This is a genomic window from Gluconacetobacter aggeris (assembly GCF_014174395.1).
Lineage (GTDB): Bacteria > Pseudomonadota > Alphaproteobacteria > Acetobacterales > Acetobacteraceae > Gluconacetobacter > Gluconacetobacter aggeris.
On the sequence record NZ_JABEQD010000011.1, the window covers coordinates 108,986 to 130,194 of the forward strand.

At 65.9% G+C, this 21,209-nt stretch carries 21 protein-coding genes; 16 read left to right on the forward strand and 5 right to left on the reverse strand.

Annotation, left to right across the window (positions count from 1 at the left end):
• Positions 1-92: 92 nt before the first annotated feature.
• Together HLH36_RS14770 and HLH36_RS14775 are read right to left on the reverse strand one after the other, a co-directional pair.
• The gene (locus HLH36_RS14770; RefSeq protein WP_182987100.1) at positions 93-878 is read right to left on the reverse strand and encodes a GDSL-type esterase/lipase family protein; all 786 of its coding nucleotides are present in this window, start codon (positions 876-878) and stop codon (positions 93-95) included.
• 37 nt (positions 879-915) lie between these two features.
• Positions 916-1,758: an undecaprenyl-diphosphate phosphatase gene (locus HLH36_RS14775; RefSeq protein WP_182987101.1), complete on the reverse strand. Its 843-nt coding sequence runs from the start codon at positions 1,756-1,758 to the stop codon at positions 916-918.
• A 115-nt stretch (positions 1,759-1,873) separates the two neighbouring features.
• On the opposite strand from HLH36_RS14775, the gene HLH36_RS14780 reads away from it, so the two are divergent.
• Entirely contained in the window at positions 1,874-2,341 is a 468-nt protein-coding gene (locus HLH36_RS14780; RefSeq protein WP_182987102.1) for an MlaD family protein, read from the forward strand.
• Between the two features lie 41 nt (positions 2,342-2,382).
• Here HLH36_RS14780 and HLH36_RS14785 read toward each other — a convergent pair whose 3' ends face one another.
• Positions 2,383-3,480: a D-alanine--D-alanine ligase gene (locus HLH36_RS14785; protein ID WP_182987103.1), complete on the reverse strand. Its 1,098-nt coding sequence runs from the start codon at positions 3,478-3,480 to the stop codon at positions 2,383-2,385.
• A complete protein-coding gene (locus HLH36_RS14790; RefSeq protein ID WP_182965765.1) occupies positions 3,477-4,052 on the reverse strand; it encodes a DedA family protein in 576 nt (191 codons plus the stop codon). Before HLH36_RS14790 ends, HLH36_RS14785 begins: the two co-directional genes overlap by 4 nt.
• A gap of 228 nt (positions 4,053-4,280) precedes the next feature.
• Between HLH36_RS14790 and HLH36_RS14795 the strand changes: the two genes are divergently transcribed.
• The 15 genes from HLH36_RS14795 to HLH36_RS14865 all read left to right on the forward strand — a co-directional run bounded on the left by HLH36_RS14795 (position 4,281) and on the right by HLH36_RS14865 (position 20,507).
• Positions 4,281-5,252 (forward strand): lytic murein transglycosylase, encoded by a 972-nt coding sequence (locus HLH36_RS14795; RefSeq protein ID WP_182987104.1) that lies wholly within the window; start codon positions 4,281-4,283, stop codon positions 5,250-5,252.
• Complete coding sequence (locus HLH36_RS14800) at positions 5,249-6,115, forward strand: RlpA-like double-psi beta-barrel domain-containing protein (RefSeq protein ID WP_338030467.1); 867 nt, start codon at positions 5,249-5,251, stop codon at positions 6,113-6,115. The genes HLH36_RS14795 and HLH36_RS14800 overlap by 4 nt, the downstream gene beginning before the upstream one ends.
• Before the next feature lie 2 nt (positions 6,116-6,117).
• Complete coding sequence (locus HLH36_RS14805) at positions 6,118-7,374, forward strand: D-alanyl-D-alanine carboxypeptidase family protein (protein ID WP_182987105.1); 1,257 nt, start codon at positions 6,118-6,120, stop codon at positions 7,372-7,374.
• Between the two features lie 5 nt (positions 7,375-7,379).
• On the forward strand, positions 7,380-8,015 hold the full coding sequence (gene tmk, locus HLH36_RS14810; RefSeq protein ID WP_182987106.1) for a dTMP kinase: 636 nt from the start codon (positions 7,380-7,382) through the stop codon (positions 8,013-8,015).
• Positions 8,016-8,993 carry a DNA polymerase III subunit delta' gene (locus HLH36_RS14815; protein WP_182987107.1) on the forward strand — a complete coding sequence of 326 codons (978 nt, stop codon included), beginning with the start codon at positions 8,016-8,018 and terminating at the stop codon, positions 8,991-8,993.
• A complete protein-coding gene (gene metG, locus HLH36_RS14820; protein WP_182987108.1) occupies positions 8,990-10,528 on the forward strand; it encodes a methionine--tRNA ligase in 1,539 nt (512 codons plus the stop codon). The genes HLH36_RS14815 and metG overlap by 4 nt, the downstream gene beginning before the upstream one ends.
• On the forward strand, positions 10,525-11,316 hold the full coding sequence (locus tag HLH36_RS14825) for a TatD family hydrolase (protein ID WP_182987109.1): 792 nt from the start codon (positions 10,525-10,527) through the stop codon (positions 11,314-11,316). Before metG ends, HLH36_RS14825 begins: the two co-directional genes overlap by 4 nt.
• Positions 11,317-11,319: 3 nt before the next feature.
• On the forward strand, positions 11,320-12,111 hold the full coding sequence (locus tag HLH36_RS14830) for an MBL fold metallo-hydrolase (protein WP_182987110.1): 792 nt from the start codon (positions 11,320-11,322) through the stop codon (positions 12,109-12,111).
• Positions 12,112-12,498: 387 nt separating this feature from the next.
• Positions 12,499-14,445 carry a PrkA family serine protein kinase gene (locus HLH36_RS14835; protein ID WP_182987111.1) on the forward strand — a complete coding sequence of 649 codons (1,947 nt, stop codon included), beginning with the start codon at positions 12,499-12,501 and terminating at the stop codon, positions 14,443-14,445.
• 187 nt (positions 14,446-14,632) lie between these two features.
• Complete coding sequence (locus tag HLH36_RS14840; RefSeq protein ID WP_182965747.1) at positions 14,633-15,940, forward strand: DUF444 family protein; 1,308 nt, start codon at positions 14,633-14,635, stop codon at positions 15,938-15,940.
• Positions 15,940-17,496 (forward strand): SpoVR family protein, encoded by a 1,557-nt coding sequence (locus HLH36_RS14845; RefSeq protein ID WP_182987112.1) that lies wholly within the window; start codon positions 15,940-15,942, stop codon positions 17,494-17,496. The genes HLH36_RS14840 and HLH36_RS14845 overlap by 1 nt, the downstream gene beginning before the upstream one ends.
• A gap of 272 nt (positions 17,497-17,768) precedes the next feature.
• Positions 17,769-18,980: an amine dehydrogenase large subunit gene (locus tag HLH36_RS14850; protein ID WP_182987113.1), complete on the forward strand. Its 1,212-nt coding sequence runs from the start codon at positions 17,769-17,771 to the stop codon at positions 18,978-18,980.
• Positions 18,981-19,016: 36 nt separating this feature from the next.
• The gene (locus HLH36_RS14855) at positions 19,017-19,589 is read left to right on the forward strand and encodes a methylamine dehydrogenase light chain (protein WP_408871904.1); all 573 of its coding nucleotides are present in this window, start codon (positions 19,017-19,019) and stop codon (positions 19,587-19,589) included.
• Positions 19,586-20,041, forward strand: a complete 456-nt coding sequence (locus HLH36_RS14860) for a c-type cytochrome (RefSeq protein ID WP_182987114.1) — start codon at positions 19,586-19,588, stop codon at positions 20,039-20,041. The genes HLH36_RS14855 and HLH36_RS14860 overlap by 4 nt, the downstream gene beginning before the upstream one ends.
• Positions 20,019-20,507 carry a cystathionine beta-lyase gene (locus HLH36_RS14865; RefSeq protein ID WP_182987115.1) on the forward strand — a complete coding sequence of 163 codons (489 nt, stop codon included), beginning with the start codon at positions 20,019-20,021 and terminating at the stop codon, positions 20,505-20,507. The genes HLH36_RS14860 and HLH36_RS14865 overlap by 23 nt, the downstream gene beginning before the upstream one ends.
• Positions 20,508-20,526: 19 nt before the next feature.
• On the opposite strand, the gene HLH36_RS14870 is transcribed toward HLH36_RS14865, so the two are convergent.
• Positions 20,527-21,123: a nucleoside 2-deoxyribosyltransferase gene (locus tag HLH36_RS14870; protein WP_182987116.1), complete on the reverse strand. Its 597-nt coding sequence runs from the start codon at positions 21,121-21,123 to the stop codon at positions 20,527-20,529.
• Positions 21,124-21,209 lie beyond the last annotated feature (86 nt).

The following is a 21,209-nucleotide window of genomic DNA, read 5'->3' on the forward strand; positions in this document are numbered from 1 at the left end:
GGGGAAAGCCTGTATCGTTGCAAAAGCTGTTTCCGCGCAAGATGGCAGGCAACACGCGCAGGATCGTCGCCGGCGCGCGTGGCCAGGCCCGCTTAGTGGCGATGGTCACCCAGGATCGTGGCCACGCTCGGCTCGATGATCCGTGCGATCTCCTGCTGTGCAGCCGCCGTCGGGTGGAGCGGCGGGTCGGGCGGGGTCAGGTGCGGGTCCAGGAAGCGTGACGGGTCGGGCGCGCCGTTTGCTTCCACGGCCGCTCCGGCATCCTGCAGGTGCAGCCACGGACGGCCCCGGCGGATATCCGCCGCCAGCATGCTGTTCAACTGCCGGGTGTTCGCGCTGACCCAGGCCGAGCGGATCGAAGGCAGGACCTCCAGCAGCAGGACCTGCGTGGTCGGGAAGCGGGCATGGATTGCATCGGCGATGCGGGTGATGCCGGGATAGGTATGGGCCGCGTCGGTATGGACATGGCCGAAATTATTGGCACCGATCATGACCACGAACAGGCGCGGACGGGTGCGGAAATCCAGCTCGCCATGGGCCAGCCGCCACAGGACATGGCAGGTGCTGTCGCCCTTGAAACCCAGATTGATGGCGTGCCGGTCGCCGTAATAATGCTGCCAGACCGGTGCGAAATCGCGCCAGGGTTCCGGCCCGTTGCGCTCCCAGTTCTGGGTGATGGAATCCCCCAGCCATACCAGATCGTAACGGCCGCTGGCGATTGCCGCCTGCTTTTCCGCGAAGCGCTGGTGCCACCACGGCGTATCCATGCGCGAGACCTGTTCGACGGCCAGATTGGCGGTTGCGGCCGGTGCGGCGGCGGGTGCGGCGAGGGCGAGCAGGGCGGTGATCGCCAGAAGGGGGCGAAGAGAGCGTGTCATGATATCCGGAATGCTATGAGGCCGTGCAAACGGCCTCTTAATGGCCGAGGACGAAATAGGCGACGGCACCGGCAATGATGCAGTAATAGCCGAACGGGCGCAGCGCCCACTGCTCGTGCTGGCGGAAATAGCGCATCAGGAAGGCGGTGCTGGCCAGGGCGGTTACGGCTGCCACCACCGCGGCCACCGTGGCCAACTGCATCTGTCCGGGCGCGAGGGTGACGTGGCGCATGTGCGCGGCCTCGCGCACCGCGGCGCCGATGATGACCGGCTGGGCCATCAGGAATGAGAAATGCGCCGCGCCTTCATGGTTGAGCCTGCGGAACAGGCCGCCGACCATGGTGGCCCCCGAGCGGGAGATGCCGGGGAAGAAGGCGAGGCACTGCCACAGGCCGATGATCAGGGCGTCGGCATAGGTGAGCGAGGCGATGGGGCGCCCGAGCTGGACGGCTTGGCTGCCGCGCAGCCGATCCGCGATCAGCAGCAGGAAGCCGTTGAGGACGAGGAAGATGGCGGCATAGCGGGCGCTGCCGAACAATGCGCGCAGCCAATGTTCCAGCAGCCCGCCGATGATGACGGCGGGAATGGTCGCCACGACCAGAAGGGCGAGGATGTGGATGCTCTCGGCCTGTCGCTGGCTGCCGTAGCGGCCGGTGATGCCCTGGAAGATGGCCATCCAGTCGCTACGGAAGAAATACAGCAGCGCGACGGCCGTCCCCAGATGCAGCATGACCAGGAAGGGGAGGAAGATTTCCCCCTGCGGGTCGAACACCCAGCCGAGCAGGGCGGGGACAATGACGGCGTGGCCCAGGCTGCTGACCGGAAAGAGTTCGGTCGCCCCCTGGAGGATCGCGATCATGATGGCTTGGAAAACTGTCATTGTCCGGCTGTCCATGGCGATTTAAACTGGCGTGGTGCCCATTTTTCATCAGTTCGGCAAGCACTTGCCGGACAGTGTGGCGAATTGTGGGCCGACGGGAAGAGGAGAGGGGCATTTGGTGCGGGAAAAAGGAAGCGCGATCGTCTTCAGCAGCCTGGTCCTGCTGGTGGCGGTGGTATTCTACGTCTACGCCCGGGCCTCGCAGACCGACCTGAGCCATGAACGCTATCCGCTGACGGCGCGGTTCATTTCGGCCAATGGGCTGCATGTGGGGGCGGATGTCCAGTTGGCCGGCGTGCCCGTGGGACGTGTGACCGACATCGTCCTGGACCCCGTGATGGCGGTGGCGAATGTGCGCTTTACGGTGGATCGGGCGCTGTCCCTGCCGGCCGACAGCGGGGTGATGATCGGCAGCGCGACCATGACCAGCGACGATTCGCTGATGATCCAGCCCGGCATGGCGAAGGACCGGCTGGCTCCGGGGGCGGTGATTACCAACGCGCAGGAAGCTGTCAGCCTGGAGCAGCAGGTCAGTAATTACATCTTCGGGAATGGCGGCCTGTCCTCCGATTCGACGCCGTAGCGCCTGCCGGATTGCCCGGTGCGGCGCTGCTGAACCGGCTCTCAGTCATTAAGCGGATAGGAGGCCAGGAGTTTCTTCTGGCGACGCCAGTAACGCAGCATCGTGAAGGCCCCGGCTGACCGCCAGCCGGCCTTCTTCTTCTTTGCGCCGATGCGAAACGTTTCGCGGTAATGCATGAACTGCGCGGCATAGGCCTCGCGCAATGTGGTGCGCGAATCCCAGATATGGGTCGCCTCGGACCCCACGCCGTTGATTTCGATGATCTCGAACCCACGACCGAGTCGGAGTGCGGCTACCGATTCGAATTTCAGGTCGATTCGCCCGAAATGGAAATCCGGTATGTCGTGCATGATCCGGTCGATCTGTTCCGTCAGGGCCGGGGTGACGTCGTCGGCGCCGTTGCGGAAGATCGACCCCTTGCAATGATTGCCGGCGAAGACCAGGCGCATCGTCTCGCCCGCCGGCAGGATGTCATGCACCCGCGTACCGAGCCGGGGCAGGTAGAGATGCGGGACCAGGTGGGTGCGGGCATCGGCGTCGATCAACTGGCGGACGGTCGAGCGGCCATCCCCGACCAGAACCGGTGCTTCCTTGTAGGTCACCGAGGTGATCCGGCCCCGCTCTTCGTCCGGATGGCGGATGTAGAAGATCCCGGCCTCGTGCTCGTAGGGGATCAGGCGCTGCATCACCAGCCGGATTCCGGCGGGGAACAGGGCCAGGGCCGTGGCCAGTTCTTGGGGAGTCGTGACCAGCTTCACGCCCGTGCCGTTGCATCCGATATCCGGCTTCAGGACCACCGGCAGCGTCAGCCCGGCCCGTGTCAGGGCCGCGGTCGCCGCGGCCTCGTCGTCGGTCGAGCCGGTGGTGACGGTGGTGTAGGGCGCGATCCACTGGCGCGCGACGTCGCCGGCCATGTCCAGGATGTCGGTCTTGCTTTCGCCGCACAGCCCGCCGGTTTCGATCCGTGGATTGGCGGCGGTGGGCAGGCTGAGGTCGCCATGCCGCAGCCCCATCAGGATCCAGTAGAGGACGATGGGGGTGTAGAAGGCCCAGCCCGGCCAGAATTCGAACATCGACAGCGGGGAGGGCGGCCGGGAGGCGCCGGCCCGGGGCGCGGCGGCGGTGGGGGCATGGGTCATCGGGACGGACTCCGCACATTGGCCACGATCCGGCCGACGAGAAGGATGGTCAGGGCGAATCCTCCCATTCCGGCCCATTTCCATGCACCCAGATGCGTGATCAGGAAATGGCCGACCTGTAGCGACACCGCGAAGAGCAGTGTTGTCCAGATCAGGGTTGCCAGGATGGCCGCAAGGGCGAAGCGACGCACCGATGCGCCGAAGAACCCGCACGCCGTATAGAGCGGCAGTCGGGCGCCAGGGATGAAGCGGCTGATGAACACGATGCGGAACACGTTCCGGCCGAACCAGTTTCCGCCATTCTCATCCTGGGGGACCTTGACCCACCGCCGGGCCGCCGGCCACAGGGCCGCAAGCCTGCCCAAGCCGTACAGGCCCAGGTCGCCGGCCACGATCCCGACATAAAGCGCGAGTAAGGCAACGGGCAGCGCGACCTGGCCGGTCTGGACCTCCATGGCGGTCAGGATGGTCGCGGCGTCTTCGAGGATGAACGTGCCGATGATGATGACCAGCGCCTGGATTGCGGGCGCGGCACCGGCTTTGGCGAACAGGGCGGAGAGTGAGGGAAACATGACCGTGGCGCCGCCGTTCAATCCCGGAACGGCAGAAAGAAGCGGGTCGGAATCCTCACGTCGTGAACCTCTTGCCCATGGAATCCGTTCCGCGCGGCCGCCGGACGGGCCAGCCGGGGCGGCGCCCGGATTGGGGACCTTGTGGCATGCTTCGCCACCACCGCCAAATCGCCTGCCGCCAGCGGCGAGGATTGAAAGCCCCCGGCGGATTGTGGCACAGCTTTCCTCATGATCGGACGCCGTGATTTCCTGCTGTCGGCCTCGGCCGCTTTCTTCGCCGGCGTGCCCACGGCGCGCGCGGCGGAGCAATCTTATGCCGCGTTTCTGGCCGGCGTGCGGGCCGAGGCGGTGGGGCATGGATTGTCGGCCACGATCATCGATCGGGCCCTGGCCTTGCAGGCGCCCAATGCGCGAGTCCTGGAGCTGGACCGCCACCAGCCTGAATTCACCCTGACCTGGGCCCAGTATCGCCAGAAGGTGCTGACGCCGAAGAAGATTGCAGACGGGCGTGCGGCGGCGGGCGCGCGCACCGCGCTGCTGACGGAGGTCAGCGGGCGGTACAGCGTCGATCGCCAGCCGCTGGTGGGGATCTGGGGGCTGGAATCGGCTTACGGCACGCGGATGGGGACGTTCCATGTCGCGGACGCGCTGGCCACGCTGGCCTATGACGGGCGGCGGGCGTCGTTCTTTCGGTCGGAGCTGATGAATGCGCTGCGCATTCTGGACCATGGGGATGTCGAACCCGATTCGATGCTGGGCAGCTATGCCGGCGCGATGGGGCAGCCCCAGTTCATGCCCAGTGCCTATCTGCGTTACGCGGTCGATTTCACCGGCACCGGCCGCCGCGACATCTGGAACAGCGAGCCGGACGTGATGGCGTCGATCGCCAATTACCTGGCCCGTTGCGGCTGGGTGGCGGGCGAGCCCTGGGGGCAGGAGATCACGGTGCCCGCGACGGTGGCGCAGGCCGAACTGGGGCGCGGCAATGTGCGCACCCTGGAAGAATGGATGGCGCAGGGCGTGCGCAGGGCGGATGGACGCGCGTTTTCGCGCAGCGATATTCGCGGGGCGGTGATCCGCCCGGATGGGCCGGGGGGCGAGGCCTTTATGGTCTATCGCAATTTTTCGGTGATCCGCCGCTACAACCCATCGGATTTCTACGCGCTGGCCGTTGGCCTGCTGGGCCGCGACGTCACGTGACGCGCCGTGCCTTTCCGGTGATGCTGGCCGTGCTCGGGCTGGCGGGCTGTCATCGGGCCGAACCGCCATTGCCGCCAGCCGACCCGCATTACGTCGTCGGTGCGCCCTACCAGATGGACGGGGTGTGGCAGTATCCGCGCGAGGATTTCGGCTATCGGCAGACCGGGCTGGCAGTCGCCGACCCCGACCAGACGCCCTATGTCACCACGGACGGCGAGCATTACGATCCGCAATCGCTGACCGGCCGCCATGCCACCCTGCAACTGCCGGCGATCGTGACTGTGCGCAATCTGGAGAATGGGCGGGAGCTGAGCATCCGCCTGAACGATCGGGGGCCGGAAGCGCGCGGACGGCTGATCGGCCTGACGCCCCGCGTGGCTGCCCTGCTGGGGATCGGCGCCAATCCGGTGCGGGTCGAGATCATCGGGCATGAGGCCGAGAACGAGCAACTGGCCGAGGCCCTGCCGGGCGGCCAGCATCTGGATGTCGCGGCAGCGCCGGTCCACCAGATCCGCGCGGAATCGCTGGATCGTCCGGGCACCGGCGGGACGATCGTTTCGGCCCCGACCGGCACGGTCGGGGCGGCCGATGTTTCGGCGCTGATGCGCGACCTGCCGCCTGAGGTGCGGCAGGGATATGTCCAGGGCGGAATGTTGTGGGTGGATGCGGGAACGTTCTCCACCCTGCGCTATGCCCAGGTGGCCGCCGCGCGGACCGGTGGCCGGGTGATACCGGTGCAGGATCATGGCCGGGCGGCCTGGAGGGTCCATGTCGGGCCCTTCATGAATGTCGCCGGGGCGGATCGGGCGCTGGACCAGCTTTTGGGCGACGGAATGACCGGCGCCCGGATCGTCGTCGAATAGGGATGAACGTGCAGACCCGAAGGTTTCTTCTGGCCGGGACGGCCTTGCTGGCCGCCACCGGTTCTCTGGCGGTTGCCGCGCCGCGTCGGCGCCATGCCCATGGCGCCGCCAGCGCCCCGGCCGCCGCGCAATCGGATGACGAATCCGGCCCGGACCAGGCGCAGGCTCCGGCCGGGCCGCCGGCCGCCAGCCTGATCGGGCCGGTCGATACTGTTGCCCGCTGGGCGTGCATCGTGGATGTCACGACCGGCACGGTGCTGCTGGAAAAGGCGGCGGACGAGCGCATGCCGCCCTCGTCGCTGACCAAGATGATGACGGCCTATATCGTCTTCAGCATGCTGAAATCGGGCCGCCTGAAGCTGGACCAGGCGCTGCCGGTCAGCGAGAAGGCGTGGCGCATGCAGGGGTCGAAGATGTTCGTGCCCCTGGGCGAGAGCATCCCTGTGCAGGACCTGATCCAGGGCATGGTCATCCAGTCCGGCAATGACGCGTGCATCGTGCTGGCCGAAGGTATTTCCGGGTCCGAAGAGCAGTTCGTCGCCCAGATGAACGAGGTGGGCGGAAAGATCGGGCTGATCAATTCGCATTTCATGAATGCCACCGGCTGGCCGGCCGACAACCACTATATGTGCGCCCGTGACGTGGCGACCGTGGCGGTGCGCCTGATCCGCGATTTCCCGGAATATTATCACTTCTTCTCGGAGAAGGATTTCCGCTTCAACAAGATCTCGCAGGGTAATCGCAATGTCCTGGTGGACAAGGGGCTGGCCGACGGGCTGAAGACCGGTCACACCGATGCCGGCGGGTTCGGGCTGTGTGCCAGCGCCGATCGGGGCGGCAACCGCGTGGTTCTGGCGCTGAACGGCATGCCGTCGAGCAACGCCCGTGCGCATGAGGGCGAGCGGCTGCTGGAATGGACGTTCGCGAACTTCGAGAATGCGACCCTGTTCCGCAAGGGCGATGTCGTGGACCAGGCGCCTGTCTGGCTGGGCACCCAGCCGACGGTGCCGCTGGTTGCGACGCGGGACGTGGTGATGACGCTGCCGCATGGATGGCGTACGCGCGTCCATATCGGGGTGGATTATCAGGCGCCCGTCGCGGCACCGGTGGCGGCGGGGCAGTTGCTGGGTGATCTGGTGCTGACCAATCCGGGCCTGCCCGATATCCGCATGCAGCTTGTGGCCGGGCAGGCCGTGCCGCGGCTGGGGCTGCTGGCGCGGGCCTCGACGGTGCTGGGCCAGAAACTGGGCCGGCACTGAAGCCGGTGTCGGGTCTGTTCATTACCTTCGAAGGCGGTGAGGGCGCCGGCAAATCCACCCAGGTCGCATTGCTGGAGGCGCATCTGCGTGCTGGCGGGTGCGACGTGGTGCGCACGCGCGAGCCGGGTGGGACGCCGGGCGCCGAGGCTCTGCGTGACTTTCTGCTGTTCGGCGGGCATGACCTGTCGCTGCGGGCCGAGATCCTGGCTCATTTCGCCGCGCGGTGTGACCATGTGGACCGGCTGATCCGGCCGGCGCTGGCACGCGGTGCGGTGGTGATCTGCGACCGGTTTGCCGATTCCACCATGGCCTATCAGGGCTATGGGATCGGGCAGGGCGATCCTGCGACGATCGGACTGATCGACGCGCTGACGGCACAGGTCGGGCTGGTGCCTGACCTGACGCTGGTTCTGGCGCTGGACCGTGCGCGGGCCCGGCAGCGCCTGGATGCGCGCGGTGGCCGGTCCGACCGTTACGAGGCGGCGGACGAGGCGTTCCATACCCGGGTGGCCGAGGGATTCGAGACGATTGCCCGGACCCACGCCGGGCGGTGCGTGCGCCTGTCCGCCGACCGGCCGGCCGAGGTGATCGCGCGGGATGTCGCGCAACGGGTCGATGCGCGGCTGGCGGGACCCGCCTGAATGGCGGGTACCACGCCGCGCGACGGCCAGGAACCGGTGGGGCATGACGATGCCCGCCGCGCTTTCGAGGAGGCATGGGGCGCCGGGCGGCTGCATCATGCCTGGCTGCTGACTGGCCCCGAAGGGATCGGCAAGGCGAGCTTCGCCTTCTGGATGGCGCGGGTGCTGCTGAAGGCGACCGGGGCGGACAGTAGCGCCGCGCGGCGGATCGCGGCCGGCAGCCATGCCGATCTGCTCTATATCGCGCGCGGCGTGGACGAGAAGCGCCAGCGGATGCGGGCCGAGATCGTGGCCGACGATGTGCGTCCGATCGGCCAGTTCCTGCACCGGACGGCGGCCGAGGATGGATGGCGCGTCGTGATCGTGGACGGCGCGGAGTTCATGAATCGCAGTGCGGCCAACGCGATCCTCAAGATCCTGGAGGAGCCGCCGCCGCGTGCGATCCTGATCCTGACCTGTGCCGCGCCCGGCCGCCTGTTGCCGACCATTCGCAGCCGCTGCCGCACGCTGCGGCTGGAGCCGTTGCAGGCGGCGCAGATGCGGGACGTGCTGACCCGGGTGGCGGCGGATGTGCCGCCCGAGGATATCGCGCGGGTGGCGCCGCTGGCCCATGGGTCGCCCGGCCGCGCGCTGGCCCTGCTGGCGGGCGATGGCGCGGCACTGGGCGCGCTGGTGGCGCGGGTGCTTGAGAGCCCGCCGGATGCGGGGGCGATGTACGAGATTGCCGAGAGCGTGCTGAAGCGGGAAAATGGCTTCCCGGTCTTCTTCGATCTGTTGTGTGATGCCATATCGAAGCACGCGCGTGCCCTCGCCCTGCAAGACGGGCGAGGCCGGGAGGATGCGGACGGATCGTTGCCGGCGCACCGCATGGCGGAACTGTGGCGTCGCCTGACCGACCTTCGGGTCGAGACGGAACGGTTCAATCTGGATAAACAACAGGCCCTGCTGAGTGGCCTGACTTTGGTGAGTGGAAGATGACAGGGCGCTATTACGTCACGACACCGATCTATTATGTGAACGGGGCGCCGCATATCGGTCATGCCTATACCTCCGTCGCCGCCGACGTCATGGCGCGCTTCAAGCGGCTGGCGGGACATGATGTCTTCTTCCTGACCGGCACCGACGAACATGGGCAGAAGGTCGAGCAGGCCGCCCAGGCCGCCGGCGTGGCGCCGATTGCCTTCGCCGACCAGGTTTCGGCCGATTTCCGCGCGATGTACGATGTGATGAACGTTTCGTACGACGATTTCATCCGCACGACGGAGCCTCGGCACATTGCCGGCGCGACCGCGCTGTGGGAGCGGATCGCGGCGAACGGGCATATCTATCTGGGCGCGTATGAGGGCTGGTACGCGCTGCGCGACGAGAGCTTCTACAATGAAGACGAACTCGTCACCCGCCCCGACGGCACGAAGGTGGCGCCGACCGGCGCGCCGGTCGAATGGGTGCGCGAGCCGTCCTATTTTTTCCGCCTGTCGGCTTTCGCCGATCGGCTGCTGGAACTGTACGAGACCCGGCCCGGCTTCATCGAACCCGCGTCGCGGCGCAACGAGGTTGCCAGCTTCGTGCGGCAGGGCCTGCGCGACCTGTCGATCAGCCGCACCAGCTTCCGCTGGGGCATCCCGGTGCCGGGCGATGCGGACCATGTGATGTATGTGTGGGTGGATGCGCTGGCCAATTACCTGTCGGCCACCGGCTTCCCCGATGCGGACAATCCCCGCGCCGGATTCTGGCCCGCCAACCTGCATCTGGTCGGCAAGGATATCGTCCGCTTCCACGCCGTCTACTGGCCCGCGCTGCTGATGGCCGCCGGGCTGGAGCTGCCGGCATGCGTGTTCTCGCATGGGTGGTGGACCATCGAGGGCGAGAAGATGAGCAAGTCGCTGGGCAATGTCGTCGACCCGCGCGACCTGGTGGCGCAGTTCGGCGTCGATCCGCTGCGCTTCTTCCTGATGCGTGAAATGCCGTTCGGCGGCGATAGCGACCTCAGCCGCCGGGCCATCATCAACCGGCTGAATGTCGAACTGGCGAACGATCTGGGCAACCTCGCCCAGCGCACCCTGACGCAGGTGGCGCGCAATTGCGGCGGCGTGCTGCCGGCGCAGGGCGTGCGGACCGAGGCCGATGATGCGCTGCTGGCGCAGGCATCGCTGCTGCCGACGCTGATGCACGGGCATATCGACCGCCATGCGCTGACCGACGCGCTGGAGGATGTGTGGCGCGTGATCCGGGCCTGCAACGCCTATATCGACCACCAGGCGCCGTGGGCGCTGCGCAAGACCGACATCGAGCGGATGGCGGTGGTGCTGCGGGTGCTGGTGGACGCGCTGCGTGTGATCGGCACCATGCTCCAGCCCTACATGCCCGGCAGTATGGACGCATTGCTGACCCAGTTGGGCGTGGCGCAGGACGAGCGCGATTTCGCCGCGCTGGAGCGCCCGCTGCCCGAGGGCCGTGCCCTGCCGGCGCCGCAGGGGATTTTCCCGCGTTATGTGGAGGAAGCGGCGCAATGAGTGCGCTGATCGACTCCCACTGCCATCTCGACCATTTCACCGACGACGAGATCCCGAGCCTGCTGGAGCGGGCCCGCGCGGCGGGGGTCGGCGGGATGGTGACGATCGGTACCCGCCTGTCGCGCGCGCAGCAGCAGAAGGACCTGACCCGTTTCGACCGGCCGGAAGTGCGGGTGTGGTGCACGGTCGGCACCCATCCAGACCATGTCGAGGAATGCGAGGTTGCCGATGCCGAGGGCATTATCGCCCTGGCCGACGATGCACGCGTGGTGGGGATCGGCGAGAGCGGGCTGGATTATTTCCATGGCGCGGAAGGCGTGCGCCCGTTGCAGCAGGCGCGCTTCCGCGCCCATATCGCGGCGGCGCGACGGATGGACCTGCCGCTGGTCATCCATGCGCGCGAGGCCGATTCGGACGTTGCCGCGATCCTGCGCGACGAGGTCGAGACAAACGGGCCGTTCCGTTTCCTGCTGCATTGCTTTGCATCCGGGCCAGATCTGGCGCGGGTGGGGTTGGAGCTGGGGGGGTATATCAGCTTCTCGGGAATCCTGACCTTTCCGCGCTCCGACGCGCTGCGTGCGATCGCGCGGGACATCCCCGGGGACCGGCTGCTGGTCGAGACCGATTCGCCGTACCTTGCCCCGGTGCCACGGCGCGGCAAGCGTAACGAGCCGGCGCTGGTCGCCCATACGGCGCTGCGCCTGGCCGAAGAGCGCGGCATGGACCCGGAGCAACTGGCGGACCTCACCACCGCCAATTTCCACCGTCTGTTCAGCCGGGCAGCCTGAGCGATGGAACTGGTCGTCCTGGGATGCGGCGGCTCGGCCGGCGTGCCGATGATCGGCGGGCCGGACGGGCGGGGCGACTGGGGGATCTGCGATCCGGCGGAACCCCGCAATTGCCGGACGCGTGCATCGGTCCTGCTGAGGGGCGATGACGGGCAGGCGGTGCTGATCGATACCGGCCCCGACCTGCGCGCGCAGTTGCTGGCGCAGGGCATCGACCGGTTCGATGCGATTCTCTACACCCATGCCCATTCCGACCATATCGCGGGGCTGGACGAGGTCCGGGCGATCAACCGGGCGATCGACCGGCCCCTGCCGGTGCTGGCCACGCCGCCCGTGCTGGCGGATCTGGAGGCGCGGTTCAACTATGCCTTCCGCCCGTGGTCGCCGCCCGGCTTCTATCGCCCCGTCGTGGTGCCGCGGGAGGTGCATGCCGGCCAGACGGTCGACATCGCAGGGCTGCGCCTGACGCTGTTCGAACAGATCCACGGCCGCACGCTGTCGCTGGGCGTGCGATGCGGGACGATTGCCTACTCCACCGACGTCGTCGACCTGCCCGAGGAGGCGTTCGCCGCCTTGGCGGGGGTGGAGACGTGGCTGGTGGATTGCTTCCAGCGGTTCTCGCCCCATAACGCCCATGCATGGCTGGACCGGGTGCTGGAATGGCGCGCCCGCCTGATGCCGCGCCGCGTGATCCTGACGCATATGGGCACCGACATGGATTGGGCCTGGATGCGCGACAACCTGCCGGAGGGGGTGGAAGCCGCCTTTGACGGCCTGCGCGTGCCTTTTTGCTGATCCGCGATTGCGGGGGGAAGGGCACCCGGTTGTTCTGAAAACCCCTGCTGTCCGGGTGTGTGTTTCCGGAGCGCACGCGATTTAGGTTGAATCCCGAAGGCGGGGAGCGATAGCCTCGAAGTTGACGGCCCGGGATCTCGCAGCGCGATACCTGACTGCGATTCCACCATATGCCAGTCGCCCTTGTCTGGGGCGGCAGCGTGCCTATCTGCCTCTAAATGGGCCAGACAGCAAGGGGGAATGTGTGTTGGACAGCCGATTGCAGAGCCGACAGGACTGACGGTTTTTCCCGCTCCGGGGGCCGCTCCCCGGAAGAGATGCGTATCCATGGTGCATGGTCGTCCAGAAGAATGACGGATTCTGGCGCCGGTTCGGAGACTTCCCAGGATGGTTTCTGATTTCAATGTGTTTTCTCTGGCCACTGCGATGCGCGATCAGCGTCGCGAAATCGAGATGAGCCTGTCCGACTATCTTGAAGCCTGCCGTACCGATCCGTCGTGCTATGCAACCGCGGCGGAGCGCATGCTGAAGGCGATCGGCGAACCGAGGAGCGTCGATACCTCGCGCGATCCGCGCCTGTCGCGCATCTTCATGAACCGTACCCTGCGGATCTATCCGGCCTTCTCCGATTTCTACGGCATGGAAGAGACGATCGAGCAGATCGTGGGCTTCTTCCGGCATGCGGCGCAGGGGCTCGAGGAGCGCAAGCAGATCCTCTATCTGCTCGGCCCGGTGGGCGGCGGCAAATCGTCCCTGGGCGAACGGCTGAAGGCCCTGATGGAGAAGGAGCCGATCTATGTGCTGAAGGCCGGGCGGCATGTCAGCCCCGTCTTCGAAAGCCCGCTGGGCCTGTTCGACCCCGACCGGATGGGCGATGCCCTGCAGGAGCGGTACGGCATTCCGCGCCGGCTGCTGGGCGGTGTCGCCAGCCCGTGGGCGCTGAAGCGGCTGGAGGAATTCGATGGCGACCTGTCGCGCTTTTCCGTCATCAAGGTCCATCCGTCCCGGCTGCGCCAGATCGCGATCGCGAAGACCGAACCCGGCGATGACAACAACCAGGACGTGTCGGCGCTGGTGGGCAAGGTCGATATCCGGCAGTTGGAGCATTTCAGCCAGAACGACCCCGATGCCTACAGCTTTTCGGGCGGCCTGAACCGGGCGAACCAGGGGCTGCTGGAATTCGTCGAGATGTTCAAGGCGCCGATCAAGATGCTGCACCCGCTGCTGACGGCGACGCAGGAGGGCAATTATGTCGGGACCGAGAATATCGGCAGCATTCCGTTCACCGGCGTGATCCTGGCCCATTCGAACGAGGCCGAGTGGCAGAGCTTCCGCAATAATCGCACCAACGAAGCTTTTCTGGACCGGGTCTGCGTCATCAAGGTGCCCTATTGCCTGCGGGTGGCGGAGGAGACGAAGATCTATGAGAAGCTGGTCCAGTCCTCCAGCCTGGCGAACGCACCCTGCGCGCCCAATACGCTGGAAATGCTGGCCCGTTTCGCGGTCCTGTCGCGGCTGAAGCCGCACCCGAACTCCACACAGTTCGCCAAGATGCGCGTCTATGACGGCGAGAATATCCGCGAGACCGACCCCAAAGCCCGCACGATGCAGGAATATCGCGACGCCGCCGGGGTGGATGAAGGGATGGACGGTATTTCCACCCGCTTCGCGTACAAGGTGCTGTCCGCGACCTTCAACCATGATTCTTCCGAGATTTCCGCCGATCCGGTGCATCTGATGTACGTGCTGGAACAGGCGGTGCGGCGGGAGCAGTTCCCGACGGACATCGAGGCGAACTATCTGGCGACGCTGAAATCGGAACTGGCCGGGCGCTATGCCGAATTCCTGGGGCACGAGATCCAGAAGGCCTATCTGGAGAGCTATAACGATTACGGCCAGAACCTGTTCGACCGCTATCTGGACTATGCCGACGCCTGGATCGAGGACCAGGATTTCAAGGACCCCGACACCGGGCAGATGCTCAATCGCGAGTTGCTGAACGCCGAACTGACCAAGATCGAGAAGCCTGCGGGGATCGCCAACCCCAAGGATTTCCGCAACGAGGTGGTGAAGTTCTCGCTCCGCGCGCGGGCGGGCAATGGCGGGCGCAACCCGTCCTGGACGTCCTATGAGAAGATCCGCGACGTGATCGAGAAGCGGATGTTCAGCCAGGTCGAGGATCTGCTGCCCGTCATCAGCTTCGGTTCCAAGAAGGACGGCGAGACCGAGCGCAAGCATGACGAGTTCGTCGAGCGGATGGTCTCGCGCGGTTATACGGAACGCCAGGTCCGCCGACTCGTTGAGTGGTACATGCGGGTGAAGCAATCCGCCTGAGGCGCTGTTGCCAAGGCGCCGCTACAGGCGAGTCCTGGGCGTGTTTTTCCCGCCTCGCGGTGACCGGCCGGCAAGGCCGCTCCGCTTCGATGCGCGAAAACCTTCTTCGGACGCGATCTGTAGCGGCCCGCTCCTGACGCAGCATCAGCAGTTTTGAAACCGCCTCTGAACGGAATGGTGCCGGCCAGTGGATATCATTGACAGACGTCCCAATCCCCATGGGAAAAACCTCGAAAACCGGCGGCGCGTGCTGCAGCGGGCTCGCTCGGCCGTGCAGACGGCGGTACGGGACGCGGTGGCGCGCGGCAGGATCCGGGAGGTGGGGCAGGGTAACGCGGTCTCGGTCCCGTCGGATTCGCTGCATGAACCCTCGCTGCATCGCGTCTTTTCCGAGGGCGTGCGCGAGATCGTGCTGACCGGTAACCGCGAATTCTCGCGCGGAGACCGGCTGCAACGGCCGCCGGCTGGGGCTGGCGGGCAGGGCTCCGGGGCCGGGCAGGCCGGCGAGAGTGGCGGGGGAGAGGATTCCTTTCGCTTCGTGCTGAGCCGGGACGAATTCCTGGACCTGTTCTTCGACGACCTGGAATTGCCGGACCTGCTGAAGCGCGAGATCTCCACCACCGAAAACGGGGTGCCCGCCCGTTCCGGCCTCAGCAACGAGGGTGCGCCGTCGCATCTGGATCTGGGGCGGACGATGCGGCGCTCGATCGCGCGGCGCCTGGGGCTGGGCCGGCCCAAGCCGGCGGAATTGCAGGAGGTCGAGGAACGTATCGCCGAACTGGAGGCCCTCCGTCCGGCCTCGGCGGAGGATCTGGAGGAACTGGAGGGGCTGCGCGAACGGCGCGGCACGCTGCGCCAGCGGCTGGCGCGGATTCCATGGGTCGATCCGGTCGATCTGCGCTTCCGGCGCTATACCATCATGCCGCAGCCGGCGACGCGGGCGGTGATGTTCTGCATCATGGATGTCTCGGGTTCGATGACCGAGCGGATGAAGGATCTGGCGAAGCAGTTCTTCCTGCTGCTGCATGTGTTTCTGGAGCGGCGGTACAAGAAGGTCGAAATCGTTTTCATCCGCCATGCCGAAAGCGCCGAGGAAGTGGATGAGGATGCGTTCTTCCACGATCCGCGCACGGGCGGCACCATCGTCTCGTCGGCGCTGGAACTGATGCATACCATCCAGCGGGAGCGTTTTCCGTCGGCCAACTGGAATATCTATGTCGCCCAGGCATCGGACGGCGACAACGCGTCGTCCGACACCGCGCGCACCGCCAGCCTGTTGCGGGACGATATCCTGCCGGCGGTGCAATATTATGCCTATATCGAAATCACGGGGTCGGGGGCGGTGATCCGCGGCGAGACGGATCTATGGCGCAGCTATCGCGCCATCGCCGATGAGAACGATCATCTGGCGATCCGTCAGGTCGGCGACCGCAAGGAGATTTTCCCGGTCTTCCGCGACCTGTTTTCCCGTCAGCACCATTCGGCGGAGGCTTGATGGACCAGATCGTATCAGGGGGCGGCTCTCCGGCCCGGTCCGGGGGGCTGCTCTATTCCGGCAATGACTGGAATTTCCAGATCATCCGCGATTGCTATGACGCGATCGAGGAGATTGCGACCCGTGAGCTGGGGCTGGAGATCTACACCAACCGCGTGGAGATCATCACCTCGGAGCAGATGCTCGATGTCTACACCGCGCATGGCATGCCGGTAGGATACAAGCACTGGTCGTTCGGCAAGCGCTTTATCGGGCATGAGAATGCCTACCGGCGCGGGCTGATGGGGCTGGCCTATGAGGTCGTCATCAATTCCGATCCCTGCATCAGCTATCTGATGGAGGAAAACTCGGCGACGATGCAGGCGCTGGTGATTGCGCATGCCGCATTCGGCCATAACCATTTCTTTCGCAATAACAGGTTGTTCCGGGAGTGGACGGACCCGTCGGACATTCTGGACTATCTGGAATTTGCCCGTGGCTACATTGCCCGGTGCGAGGAACGGCATGGATTGCGGGCGGTGGAGCGCGTGCTGGATGCGGCCCATGCCCTGCAGAACCAGGGGGTCAACCGGCATTCGGGTGCCCGCAAGCTGGATCTGAAGGCCGAGCAGCAGCGCGCGAAAGAGCGGCGGGCGTACGAGGACAGCGTCTTCAACGACCTGTGGCGCACCCTGCCCACCGAGGCCGGCGATGCGGCGGGAACGGCGGAAGGGGCCCATGCACGCCGGCTTCTGGGGCTGCCCGAGGAAAACCTGCTCTATTTCCTGGAGAAGAATGCGCCGCGCCTGGCCCCCTGGGAGCGGGAGATCATCCGCATCGTACGGATGATCGCGCAATATTTCTATCCGCAGCCCCAGGTGAAGATGATGAACGAGGGCTGCGCCACCTGGGTGCATGTCTACATCATGCGGCGCCTGCACGAACTGGGGCGGATCGACGACGCGGCCTATCTTGAGGTCATTCATTCGACGTCGAACGTGATCAGCCAGCCGGGCTTCGACGCGGGGGGAGGGGCGTCGTTCAATCCCTATGCGCTGGGCTATGCCATGATGACCGACATCGTGCGGATCTGCACCGAGCCGACCGCCGAGGATCGGGAATGGTTTCCCGATATCGCGGGCAATGGGGATGCAATCGGCACGCTGCGCCATGCCTGGGCCGAATATCGGGATGAGAGCTTCATCCAGCAATTCCTCTCGCCCAAGGTGATCCGCGATTTCCGCATGTTCCGTCTCAGCGACGATACCGCCCAGCCTTATCTGCTGGTCGACGCCATTCATGATGAGGCCGGATATCGCGATATCCGCCGCAGCCTGGCACGCGTCTATGATCCCGGGACGTTCTATACCGAGATCGAAATCGTCGATGTGGACCTGCTGGGCGACCGCACGCTGAAGCTGGAGCATCGCACCCGGGCCGGCCAGTTGCTCCAGGCCGGTGATGCACGCCAGACGCTGGACTATCTTGCCTCGCTGTGGGGGTATGGCGTCGTTCTGCAGGAGGTGGATGCGCAGACGGGCAGTGTGTTGGCGACTCACAGTGCAGGCCCGTCGTAACAAGGTGCCGAATGTGTAGGTTCGGTCCAGTTTTTGCCGTACGCTATAATATTATTTCGTCAGTATCGGAATTTCTGAAATTCACTTGCGATTTTTCCAAAGTGGAAGGCTAGGCAGCCTGCCCGAAAATTTGTATCGAAAGAACATCAAACTGGATGGCAGGCGGTATCCGCTCTGCCGCCGGGCTTCCGAATCGCGGTTCGGGTCTGGTGTCGCGAACAACAGGGTTGGCTGGATGAACATGATACTTCCTTCGTGGAGCCGACGGTCGCATGCTGGCTGATCGGCGGTCTCGCGCCACCCGGCGCGTTTCGCGTGCCCTGGCAGCCGCTTCCGTTGTGACGCTCCTCGCGGTACAGGGGCCGGCCCGGGCCGCCGAGCCGATCCTGCAGACCGAGGAAAGTGATATCGTCAGGCTGCCTCCCGGTGGTCCGCACCGGGTCCTGGTGGAGGATGCGGTCTATCGCCACAGCAAGGATGGACGGGTCTATGTCGTGGACCTCGATACCGGCCGGCTGCTGGGGATGGTGCAGGCTGCCTATAACGCCAACATGGTGGCCGATCCGGCGGGCAAGGCATTCTATGTTGCCGAGACGACATGGGAGCGGGGCAATCGCGGCAAGCGCCACGATATGCTGGCGGCGTATGATCCGCGCACGCTGGAGCAGGTGGCGGATATCGACCTGCCGGGCCGCGCGCTGATCACGCCGAAGAAGCCCGACATGGCGATCGGTGCCGACGGGCACTATGTCTATGTCTACGATTCCAGCCCGACCAATGCGGTCCATGTCTATGACACAGGTCTGAAGTCGGTTGTGCGGACGGTGGACGTGCCGGGCTGCGCGCTGATCTATCCTTGGGGCAATGCCGGTTTTTCCTCGATCTGCGGCGACGGGTCGCTGGCCAATGTGCGGATGGATGCCAAGGGCACGCCGGCCCTGACGCGGACCCCGCCGTTTTTCGTGCCGGATCGCGATCCGGTCTTCGAGCACAGTCCGGAGATCGCGGCGAGCGGCCATGTCTGGTTCATGTCCTATAGCGGCCTGATCTACGAGGCGACGCTGGGCGCGCAATCCAGCATCGCCAAGCCCTGGTCGATCCAGGAAGCGGCCGGCCTGAAGGCGGCGTCGGATGCCCGTGCCCCGTTCGAGGTGACGTGGCGGCCGGGCGGATGGCAGCTCGCGGCGCTGCGGGCCCGCGATTCGCATCTGTTCGTGCTGATGCACAAGGGCACCTTCTGGACGCACAAGGATGCCGGCTCCGAATTGTGGGAGCTGGACCTGAAGACGCACCGGCTGGTGCGGCGCATTCCGCTGGCTGCCCGCAGCATGATGGTGGGTGTGACCCAGGACGCGCAGTCGCGGATCATGCTGACGGATGAAGCCGGTGACCTGATGGTGCTGGACGGTGCCGACGGCAAGCCTGTGCGCAAGATCGGGGCGCTGGGCGATGCGCTGATCTTTACGGCTGCTCCCGGAGAATGAGCCCCCGGAATGATCCCTGCGTGACGGAGAAACGATATGCCCGATCCTGAAGACAGGGGGGCCGTCGGCGCGATGCGGAACGGCCTCGACACCGTGGCCGAACGGCTTGCCCGCTATCTGGCCGGCCGTTCCTCGCGTCGCAGTGCGCTCGCGCGGCTGGGCGGTTGGGCTGCCGCCGTTCCGGCCTTTCCGCTGCTGCCGGTCTGGCGGCGAGACGCACGCGCCGCGGCGCCTGCCGCACCGTCGCCGTTTGCGGCGAAGGCGCAGGCCAAGGACGACACGAAGTGCGATTACTGGCGCTATTGCGCCATCGACGGCAATCTATGCACCACCTGTGGCGGTGGCGTTCATAGCTGCCCGCCGGGGACGCACCCGTCGCCGACCTCGTGGATCGGCACATGTTTCAACCCGCAGGACCGCCGCTCGTATCTGATCGCCTATCGCGATTGCTGCGGGCAGGACGCCTGCAACGAGCAGAACTGCCTGGGCTCCGATGGTGACCTGCCGACATATCGTCCGCAGGCCAACAACGACATCATCTGGTGTTTCGGGACCGGTTCGCTTCTTTATAATTGTTCGACCGCTGTGATTGTAGGAACCGCCGAATGAAGAAGATCCTTACCTTGGCCCTGTGTCTGGGCGCCGCGACTCCGGCTTTTGCCGCGCCCGATGGCCAGGCGCTCTACGGTGCCAATTGCGGCATCTGCCACCAGGGCGGTGGCGTCGGCGCGCCGGGCCAGTTCCCCCCGCTGGCGAATCGGATCGACAAGATCGCCTCGACCCCCGAAGGCAAGAAATATGTCACCGCCGTGCTGATGAACGGCCTGGCCGGTTCGATCGACGCCGCTGGCGCGACCTATGTCGGGTTCATGCCCAGCTTCAAGAGCCTGTCGGATGACGATGTGGCGGCGATCCTGACCTATCTGTCATCGCTGGGCAGCACCAAGCCGGCACCGGTCATCACGCCGGCCGATGTGGCGGCCGCGCGCGCCGCGCCGATGCCGTCCTCGGGTGTGGCGGCGGCCCGGAAGGAATTGAATGCAGCGCATCCGCTCCCCTGAGGCGTACGGGCGTTTTGTCCGCGTAACCGGGCCGGCCATGGCGATTGTCGTCATGGCCGGCCTGATGATGTCGGGGCAGGGCGCGCTGGCGCTGGACCGGACACGCACCACCTATCTGGAAAAATGCGGTGGCTGCCACGGGATCGAGGGGCAGTCGGGGCAGACCTATATTCCGACCCTGCGCGACCGGATCGGCACGCTGAGCTGTACGCCGGAAGGACGGGCCTATCTGTTGACGGTGCCCGGCGTTTCGATGTCGCTGATCCGCGATGACGCGCTGATGGCGCAGGTGATGAATTTCGTCCTGTTCGACCTCGGCGGCCGCAGCACCCCGCCGGGCACGATGGCCTTCACGGCGGAAGAGGTCCATGCCCAGCGCGGCCACGCGCTGAGCACCACCGACCTGCCGGCGGTGCGGACCCAGATATGGGCGCGGGCCATTGCCTGCGCTACAAATCGCCGGTAACGGCGCGCCGTCCGCGTATTCAGGGCAGGCGACGCGCCATGTCGGCGGCTGCGAGGGCGAAGGCCTGGTAGAAATCGTCATGCACGGCGACCATGCCGCCGGACAGGCGGATGAAGCCCTCGGTCATGCCGTTCTGCACCATGCCGTCTGAATGGGCCAGGATGCCGTCCGAATCCTCCATCGCACCCGATCCGACCGGTGCGTCCGGGGTGATGCGCGGACGCAGCGTGTCGTTCCACGCCGCCTTGCGGTAGGCGGCGACCTTCTCGGGGTAGGGACGGCCGTCGGTCGTATAGCCGGCAAGGGGTTTGCCCTGCGCCATCATGTAGCCGATTTCCACCGCCGTGCCGGGGTCCATGTCCGCGGCACGGCGGAAGGGATCGAGGCAGAAGATGCCGCCGGCGCATCGGTCCATCAGGTCGCGGTCGACAGTCACGATCTTCAGGATCGTGTCCAGTCCCGGAGGCAGCGATTCGATGCCGGCCTGGCCGTCGAAAGGGGCGAGGCCCTCCAGCCCCACCTGCCGGCACAGCGCGCGCAGCCGGTCGAAAATCGCGATCGCGCTGGGGCGAAAGACCAGATCGCCGGCCAGATAGACGGTTCTGTTCGCTCTCATGCCGTTCCTGCTCTCCTTTTTCTTGCCACGATCCGATTCGCATCTTATGTGGAAGCGCCAACGGTCGGGTACCCGAGGCACTGGGA

What these genes read in the sequence shown, in the direction of transcription:
- HLH36_RS14770 (WP_182987100.1), bottom strand. Translation starts at nt 878, where the DNA reads ATGACACGCTCTCTTCGCCCCCTTCTGGCGATCACCGCCCTGCTCGCC.
- HLH36_RS14775 (WP_182987101.1), bottom strand. Translation starts at nt 1,758, where the DNA reads ATGACAGTTTTCCAAGCCATCATGATCGCGATCCTCCAGGGGGCGACC.
- HLH36_RS14785 (WP_182987103.1), bottom strand. Translation starts at nt 3,480, where the DNA reads ATGACCCATGCCCCCACCGCCGCCGCGCCCCGGGCCGGCGCCTCCCGG.
- HLH36_RS14790 (WP_182965765.1), bottom strand. Translation starts at nt 4,052, where the DNA reads ATGTTTCCCTCACTCTCCGCCCTGTTCGCCAAAGCCGGTGCCGCGCCC.
- HLH36_RS14795 (WP_182987104.1), top strand. Translation starts at nt 4,281, where the DNA reads ATGATCGGACGCCGTGATTTCCTGCTGTCGGCCTCGGCCGCTTTCTTC.
- HLH36_RS14805 (WP_182987105.1), top strand. Translation starts at nt 6,118, where the DNA reads ATGAACGTGCAGACCCGAAGGTTTCTTCTGGCCGGGACGGCCTTGCTG.
- HLH36_RS14815 (WP_182987107.1), top strand. Translation starts at nt 8,016, where the DNA reads ATGGCGGGTACCACGCCGCGCGACGGCCAGGAACCGGTGGGGCATGAC.
- metG (WP_182987108.1), top strand. Translation starts at nt 8,990, where the DNA reads ATGACAGGGCGCTATTACGTCACGACACCGATCTATTATGTGAACGGG.
- HLH36_RS14825 (WP_182987109.1), top strand. Translation starts at nt 10,525, where the DNA reads ATGAGTGCGCTGATCGACTCCCACTGCCATCTCGACCATTTCACCGAC.
- HLH36_RS14830 (WP_182987110.1), top strand. Translation starts at nt 11,320, where the DNA reads ATGGAACTGGTCGTCCTGGGATGCGGCGGCTCGGCCGGCGTGCCGATG.
- HLH36_RS14835 (WP_182987111.1), top strand. Translation starts at nt 12,499, where the DNA reads ATGGTTTCTGATTTCAATGTGTTTTCTCTGGCCACTGCGATGCGCGAT.
- HLH36_RS14845 (WP_182987112.1), top strand. Translation starts at nt 15,940, where the DNA reads ATGGACCAGATCGTATCAGGGGGCGGCTCTCCGGCCCGGTCCGGGGGG.
- HLH36_RS14850 (WP_182987113.1), top strand. Translation starts at nt 17,769, where the DNA reads ATGCTGGCTGATCGGCGGTCTCGCGCCACCCGGCGCGTTTCGCGTGCC.
- HLH36_RS14855 (WP_408871904.1), top strand. Translation starts at nt 19,017, where the DNA reads ATGCCCGATCCTGAAGACAGGGGGGCCGTCGGCGCGATGCGGAACGGC.
- HLH36_RS14860 (WP_182987114.1), top strand. Translation starts at nt 19,586, where the DNA reads ATGAAGAAGATCCTTACCTTGGCCCTGTGTCTGGGCGCCGCGACTCCG.
- HLH36_RS14865 (WP_182987115.1), top strand. Translation starts at nt 20,019, where the DNA reads ATGCAGCGCATCCGCTCCCCTGAGGCGTACGGGCGTTTTGTCCGCGTA.
- HLH36_RS14870 (WP_182987116.1), bottom strand. Translation starts at nt 21,123, where the DNA reads ATGAGAGCGAACAGAACCGTCTATCTGGCCGGCGATCTGGTCTTTCGC.